The organism is Candidatus Pelagibacter communis (genome assembly GCF_001179945.1).
Taxonomy (GTDB): domain Bacteria; phylum Pseudomonadota; class Alphaproteobacteria; order Pelagibacterales; family Pelagibacteraceae; genus Pelagilacustribacter; species Pelagilacustribacter ubique_A.
The window spans coordinates 1-7,591 of the sequence record NZ_CVSG01000096.1; the positions used below are offsets into that span (position 1 = coordinate 1).

General features: G+C 27.4%; 6 protein-coding genes. 2 read left to right on the forward strand and 4 right to left on the reverse strand.

What is annotated here, in order from left to right:
• On the forward strand, window positions 1-1,787 hold a 1,787-nt coding region (locus tag AMN78_RS03980), incomplete at its 5' end, for an ATP-dependent helicase (RefSeq protein ID WP_075534283.1).
• Window positions 1,775-3,493, forward strand: coding sequence for an aminopeptidase P family protein (locus AMN78_RS03985; protein ID WP_075534284.1), 1,719 nt, complete (start codon window positions 1,775-1,777; stop codon window positions 3,491-3,493). The genes AMN78_RS03980 and AMN78_RS03985, both read left to right, overlap by 13 nt.
• Here AMN78_RS03985 and ligA read toward each other — a convergent pair.
• From ligA to AMN78_RS04225, 4 genes are all read right to left on the reverse strand, one after another.
• On the reverse strand, window positions 3,482-5,515 hold the full coding sequence (gene ligA / locus AMN78_RS03990; RefSeq protein WP_075534285.1) for an NAD-dependent DNA ligase LigA: 2,034 nt from the start codon (window positions 5,513-5,515) through the stop codon (window positions 3,482-3,484). The two genes, AMN78_RS03985 and ligA, sit on opposite strands and share 12 nt — an antisense overlap.
• 5 nt (window positions 5,516-5,520) lie before the next feature.
• A complete protein-coding gene (locus tag AMN78_RS03995) occupies window positions 5,521-6,348 on the reverse strand; it encodes an outer membrane protein assembly factor BamD (RefSeq protein WP_075534286.1) in 828 nt (275 codons plus the stop codon).
• Between the two features lie 49 nt (window positions 6,349-6,397).
• The gene (gene lpxC / locus AMN78_RS04000; protein ID WP_075534287.1) at window positions 6,398-7,324 is read right to left on the reverse strand and encodes a UDP-3-O-acyl-N-acetylglucosamine deacetylase; all 927 of its coding nucleotides are present in this window, start codon (window positions 7,322-7,324) and stop codon (window positions 6,398-6,400) included.
• A gap of 66 nt (window positions 7,325-7,390) precedes the next feature.
• A partial coding sequence (locus AMN78_RS04225) for a hypothetical protein (protein ID WP_218836550.1) occupies window positions 7,391-7,591 on the reverse strand: 201 nt, incomplete at its 5' end.

A 7,591-nucleotide genomic window follows, 5' to 3' on the forward strand; every position in this document is an offset into this window, starting at 1 on the left:
CTTGGCTTGGAACATTTCATTCAATAAGTGTAAAGATTTTAAGAAGACATGCTGAGGCTCTTGGTTATAAAAGTAATTTTACTATTTTAGATACAGACGATCAAAAAAAGCTTTTAAGGAATATAACTAAGGCTGAGGATCTGGATGCTAAGAAATTTTCTCCTCAATTAATCTTATATCATATAGATCAATGGAAAAATAAAGGTTTATTGCCTAAAGATGTAAAACTTGAAAAATCAAGCTCAATTTTAAAATCAATACTAAAAATTTATGAAATATATCAAAATAAAACAAAAGATTTAAACGCTTTTGATTTTGGAGATTTAATTTTATTTTGTGTGAAACTTTTTGAAGATCATAAGGATATTAAAGAAATTTATAATAATAACTTTAAATATATATTAGTTGACGAATTTCAAGATACCAACTTTATTCAAAACAAATGGTTAAATTTACTGGTCAATGAAAAAGAAAATATTTGCTGTGTAGGAGATGATGACCAGTCAATTTACAGCTGGAGAGGTGCTGAAATTAAAAATTTTCTCACTTTTGATCAGATTTATAAAAACTGTAAAGTTTTTAAATTAGAACAAAATTATAGGTCAACAAAAAATATATTGGAAACCGCTTCGAATTTAATATCAAACAATTCAAATAGGGTCGGTAAAAAATTATGGTCGTCGACAACTCAGGGTGAGCTGGTAAAACTGAATTGTTATAGAACAGGAAAAGATGAGGCGCAGGGTATAAGCGATATAATTGAAAAAAAAATTAAAAATAAATATTCATTAAACGATACAGCGATTTTAGTCAGAGCAATCTATCAAACAAGGGAATTTGAGGAAAGATTTCTTCAAGTCGGTATTGGTTACCGAGTTTTAGGAGGTATAAAATTTTATGAAAGGGCAGAAATAAAAGATGCAGTTTCATATTTAAGAATCGTTAATCAAAAATTTGATGATTTGGCTTTAGAAAGAGTTATTGGCTCACCAAAAAAGGGGGTTGGAGAAAGCACACTTAATCTAATCTACAATTTTGGGAAAAAAAATAAATTATGTTTAGAGGACTCTATAATTAAAATTATTGAAAAAGGAGAATTTAAGCCAAAGATTAAAACTACACTTAATCAACTTATCAAGATGATTCAAAAATGGCGTAAAGACTCGCTTAGTATGAAGCATACTGATTTACTCAAATTAATATTAGATGAGTCAGGATATTCATCAATGCTCAAAAACAAAAAAGATTTAGAAAATGAAAATAGATTAGAAAATTTAAAAGAGTTATTACGAGCTATGCAAGATTACGACACCTTACAAGATTTCTTAGAGCATGTTGCTTTGGCTACCTCAATAGATCAAGAGTGGGAAGGAGCTAAAATCAATTTGATGACAATGCATGCGGCTAAAGGTTTGGAGTTCGATGTTGTATTTCTTCCAGGTTGGGAAGAAGGGCTATTTCCTCATCAAAAATCTTTAGAGGAAAAAGGAGACTTTGCTCTAGAGGAAGAGAGAAGACTTGCTTACGTTGGGATTACAAGAGCTAAAAAAGAAGCTTATTTATCTTTTGCAATGAAAAGATCATATCATGGGGATTGGATGGACTCATTGCCATCAAGATTTGTTAATGAAATACCTGATGAAAGTGTTGAAAAAAATGAAATAAGTGAAATTGAGAACGATGAATTTGAGTTTAATCAAGACAATTTCTCAGACTTAAATGAAGACTATAGAAGCCCTGGCTGGGACAGGTATAAAAAAAATAAAATGCTGAAATGGAAAAAATAAGTAAATTAAGAAAAATTTTAAATAGAGAAAAAATTGATGGTTACTTAATTCCAAAAAATAATGAGTTTTTTGGTGAGTACGTTCCTGATTACAATGATAGGTTAAATTATATTAGTAACTTTTCGGGCTCTTACGGTTTTTCTTTAATTTTAAAAAAAAAGAATTATTTATTTATTGACGGAAGATATTCACTACAAGCAAAAAAACAAAGTGGAGATTTTTTCAAAATAATAACTTTTCCAAAACAAATGCCTTTTGACATTTTAAAAAATAAAAAATACTTAATTGGATTTGATCCTAAATTGCTTACGCAAAAAACTATTCAAATATTTTTTGAAAGAACAAATTGTAAATTTAAACCGTTAAATAAAAATTTAGTAGATGAGATTTGGAAAAGAAAAATTCAAAAAAATAAGAAAAAATTTTATATTCTTCCGGGTAGTTCAGTTAGTAAAAGTTATAAGTCTAAAATTAATAAAGTGGCTTCTTATCTTAAAAATAACGGTGCGGATTTTCATTTTATTACTGCGAGTGAAAACAACGCTTGGTTACTTAATATAAGAGGAAAAGACTCAGATTATTCCCCTATTCCAGAAAGCTATATCTTAATTGATAAATACAAAAAAGTGAATTTTTTTTGTGATTTAAGAAAAATATCTTTATCTTTAAGAAGAAAATTTAAAAATATAAACTTTACAGAATTGAAATTTACTAGTGAGATTCTCTCTCGAATTAATAGAAAAAAATTTATAATCGATAAAAATACTTGCTCCGTATACTTTGAAAATATAATTTTAAAAGGAAATAAAGTGTTAGATTTGCAAGATCCAATATATTCATTTAAAGCAATTAAAACAAAAAAAGAAATAGAAAATATAAAATTGGCACATAAGTATGATGGAGCTGCCCTAACAAAATATCTTTTTTGGCTTAAGAAAAATTTCAGAAAGAAAAAAATTACTGAAATCAGTGGCTCTGATAAGCTCTACCAATTTAGGAAGAAAAACAAAAAATTTAAATTTTTAAGTTTTCCTACCATTTCAGGAACAGGTCCGAATGGTTCAATAATTCATTACAAAGCCACAAAAAAAACAAATAGAACTCTTTCAAATGGTGAAATTTATCTAGTAGACTCTGGTGGGCAATATGAATTTGGAACAACAGATGTAACTAGAACAATTTCGCTCAACAATTCAAATAAAAGAGTAAAGAATATTTTTACAAGAGTTCTTAAAGGTCATATTGCAGTTGCTGATTTCAAGATTAAAAATGGTACATCTGGATCAATAATTGATACTAAAGCGAGAAGATTTTTAAAACAAATAGGTCTAGACTATTCTCATGGAACCGGACACGGTGTTGGTTATTTTCTTAACGTTCATGAAGGCCCACATGCTATTTCTAAAAGCAACAAAATTAAACTTCAAGAAGGTATGGTCATTTCAAACGAACCAGGTTATTACGAAAAAAATAAATTTGGTATCAGAATTGAAAATTTAATATATGTAAAAAAAAAGAATAATCGAAAATACTTTGAAAATTTGACACTTGCTCCAATAGATAAAGATCTAATCGATAAAGAAATTCTTAATTATAAGGAAAAGAAATGGATTAACAAATATCATAAAAAAGTATTTGATGGCCTAAAAGGTGCGATGAATAAAAGTGAAATATTAGATCTCAAAAATGCTTGCTCAGCTATTTAAAATTTTTTCCCATTCTTTTTCTGTAATTACTTTAATGCCTAAATTCTTGGCTTGATCTATTTTTTTTTTTGTAGGTTTAGAGTCCCCTACTATCAAAAAATCTAGTTTTTTTGATATCGAGCCTAGTACTTTTCCTCCTTTGTCTTCTGCGATCGTTTTTGCCTCAGATCTACTTATCTTTTTAAATCCTCCAGTAAACATCAGTCTTTTACCAGAAAAAATTCCTGATTTTTTTTTTAATTCAATTTTAGATATACTTAATTGATTAATTAAGTTTAAAACTATCTTTACATTTTTACTATCAGAAAAGAAATTTTCAATTGACTCTATTTGTGTTTGCCCTATTCCATCTAAATCAACTAAATTTTTTAAAATTGACTCTCTATTTTTGGATTTAAACAAATTAGAAAATTGTTCAATTGAAACAAAAAAAGACGCCAAAATTTTAGCATTCTCTTGGCCTATATGTCTTATACCTATTGAGTAAATAAATCTGTCTAAGCTTATATTATTTGATTTATTTATTGCTTTTTTTAAATTCTCTACAGATAATTCGCCCCAACCTTCCAAAGATCTTATTTTTTTGTAATTTAATTGAAATATATCGCTAGGCTCTTTAATCAAACCTAAATTCCAAAACTGATCTATCACTTTTTTCCCTAAACCATCGATATTAAATGCTTCCTTAGATACAATATGTTTAAGTTTTTCCCTTGCTGTGAATTTACAATCATATCCCTTTGTACATCTTCTTACTGCATCTTCTTTTTGAGTGCTTTTACTTATTTCTTTAATTGTAATTGAACCACACAAACACTTATTGGGAAAAATAAATTTTTTACTACTTTTACCTCTTTTTGAGGTATCAACATTTAAAACTTGCGGAATGACATCACCTGCCCTTTGAATTAGCACAGTGTCACCTAATCTAATATCTTTTCTTTGAATTTCTTCTTCATTATGTAATGTTGCATTAGATACAACAACACCACCTACTGTGACTGGTTCAACTTTTGCTACAGGTGTAATTGCACCAGTTCGACCTACTTGAATAACAATATCTTTAATTTTTGTTACTGCTTTTTCTGCTGAAAATTTATAAGCGATAGCCCATCTTGGAGAACTGGATGTAGATCCCAATCTTTTTTGTAAATTTAAATCATTTACTTTAAAAACTAATCCATCAATATCATAATCTAAAGAAGATCTTTGTGAGTCAATTTTATTATGTTTTTTCTCTATTTCATCAATATTTCTAGTGATTTCTGATAATGGGTTTACAGAAAAACCCCAGTTAGATATTTTAGATAAAAATTCTGATTGATTTGAAAATACCATTGGTTCAATCGCACCGAAACCATAGGCAAAATATTTAAGAGGTATCTTTGAAGTTTCTCGTGGATCTTTTTGTCTTAAGGACCCTCCTGCAGCATTTCTTGGATTAGCAAATTTTTCCTTTATCTCAAAAAAATCCTTTTTACCTATATAAATCTCACACCGAATTTCAAGCAGTCTAGGAATGTTATCGCCTTTTATTTTTTTTGGTATTTCTGAAATTGTCTTAAGATTTGCAAGAATATCCTCACCAGTGATCCCATCTCCTCTGGAAAGACCTTTGACTAAATTTCCGTTTTCATAAACCAATGTTGCTGAAATTCCATCTATTTTTGGCTCACAGTAAAACTCGATATGATTTTCAGAATAATTTAGATAGTTTTTAATTTTTTTAATAAAATCAATCATATCCTTTTTATCGAAAGCGTTGGATAGTGAGAGCATTGGCTTTAAATGTTTGATCTTTTTAAATTTATTTTCTGGTGGGGATCCAACTAAATTTTCAATTAATTTTAAATCTTTTAAAAACTTATATTTCTCTTGTAAATATATAATTTCTTTTTTAAGCTCATCGTATTCTTTATCTGATATAATTGGATTATCTTTATTAAAATAGAGCTTATTATGTTTTTTTAATTCATTAATTTTTTTTTTAAAATTTTTTGTGACATTGGTTTTATTTATCATTTAGTTTATCTAATTTTTTTTATAATTTTTTTATACCAACTATCATCTTTTTTAATTACTTTATTATTAGTAAATTCATAATTTTTATTTAAAATTTTGTATGATTGTTCGAACCATTGACTAGAATTGTAATTATATCCTAAAATATTAGCATATTTTTTTGCCTCATTTTCTAAACCAAGATGATAATGAATTTCTACTAAACGATGGAGAGCTTCCTCAACGAAAATAGTTTTGTCATATTTATTTATAATAATTTTTAGTCTTTGAATTGCAGGTATCCATTTTTTTATAGAAATATAATACTTTGCTACATAAAGTTCCTTAGCAGCAATTTGATTTTGAATTAAATCTTTTTTAAATTTTAGGTCTATTGCATACTCAGTGTTTGGATAATTTTCGAGAAAAAAATTTATTTTTTCTTCTGCTTGTAATAAAGGTTTTAAATCTTTTTTTTCATCACTAATTTGTTCAAAATAAATTACTGCCTGAAGGAAATGCGCGTATATTATATTTTTATCTGCAGGATATGTTTTAAAATATCTGTCTAAATTTTCAGTAGCTTCTTCGTAAAAGTTCAACCCGTAAAGTGAAAAAATAGACATAATTGCAGATTTCGCTGCAAACTCTACTTGCTCAAAATTTAATTCCGCATCTGAAAATTTTTTATTTGCGAAAAAAAAATCGTTAATTTCAAATGCAGCTAGGCCTTCTTTATACAACTCATATGGGTTATTTTTTTCCAATGGTTGATAAATAATTTCCTTATCATTTTTTGAACAAGCGCTAAATATGATTAAATAAAATACAATTATAGATATTTTTTTAAACATATTGAATTAATAACAGATTAAAATTAAAATAATATGTTAAAATTTTTCTCTAGGCGCTTGCAGCTAATTTAATTGATTGCGAATTGTCGATCTTTTTTGAGACAACATCATCTTTAAGTTCAAGAACTGATATAGATAGTTTCTCATTTAATAGTTTTTTTAAAAACGTATTTGTAAGAGCATGGCCTCCTTGATAACAATTTACTTTACCAAGAACTCTGTAACCTGACAAAAGAAAATCTCCAGCTAAGTCTAAAATTTTATGATTTGCAAATTCCTTCTCATTTCTCAATCCTTGATCATTTAGCACTTTATCATTATCAACTACGAGTGCGTTTTCCAAAGAACCACCTTTTGCCAAACCAATTTTTTTAATTTTTTGGATGTCTTCAAATAAACAAAAGGTTCTTGACTCGCATATTTCTTTTAAATCATCAATTTGAAAATTTATTTTATTACTTTGATTTCCGATAATTTTATTCTTATAACTCAATTTAAAATTTACTTCGAATGACTGATTATTAGGCTCTATAGAAATATTTTTTTCACCATCATTTAGAGAAATTTTCTTTAAAACTTTAAGATATTTTCTTTTTTTGTTTAAAGTTTTAAGTTCAGTTTTTTTGAATATTTCTACAAAATTTCTAGCTGAACCATCCATGATCGGAACTTCCTCACTGTCTATCTCGATTACAGCATTATCAATTTCTGAAACATAAAGAGCTGCAAGTAAGTGTTCGACTGTTGAAACTTTTGTACCAGATTTATTTTCTAAAGTTGTGCACAATCTTGCGGATGAAACACTTTTATAATTTGCCAAAATTACATTATCCTTTTGCAAGTCTACTCTCTTAAATATTATACCTTGATCTTCTATCCCTGGATAAATTGTCATTTCTGCTTTTTTCCCGGAATGCAGACCTATGCCTCTAAAAGAGATTGGTTTTGTAATGGTTTGTTGGTATACGTTTAACATCCACAACGTTATACATAACTAATCTGTTTCCATTAAAACAACTAATGTTTCTAAAAAAAACAAAATTTAATCAAATAAGTAATTGAATAATCTTGCTAATATTGACTTTTTTTCTGAGATGATAGGCACTGCCTCTTTTTTCCACCCAAATTGAACAATTTCATTTGCATTTAAATACAAGTTGTTAAATTCCTTATTTTCAATAATTCTCAAAAGAAAATCACCATTGTTTGATAAAAAAAATTTAAAAGAATTTATAAATTTTTT

What these genes read in the sequence shown, in the direction of transcription:
- AMN78_RS03995 (WP_075534286.1), bottom strand. Translation starts at nt 6,348, where the DNA reads ATGTTTAAAAAAATATCTATAATTGTATTTTATTTAATCATATTTAGC.
- ligA (WP_075534285.1), bottom strand. Translation starts at nt 5,515, where the DNA reads ATGATAAATAAAACCAATGTCACAAAAAATTTTAAAAAAAAAATTAAT.
- AMN78_RS03985 (WP_075534284.1), top strand. Translation starts at nt 1,775, where the DNA reads ATGGAAAAAATAAGTAAATTAAGAAAAATTTTAAATAGAGAAAAAATT.
- lpxC (WP_075534287.1), bottom strand. Translation starts at nt 7,324, where the DNA reads ATGTTAAACGTATACCAACAAACCATTACAAAACCAATCTCTTTTAGA.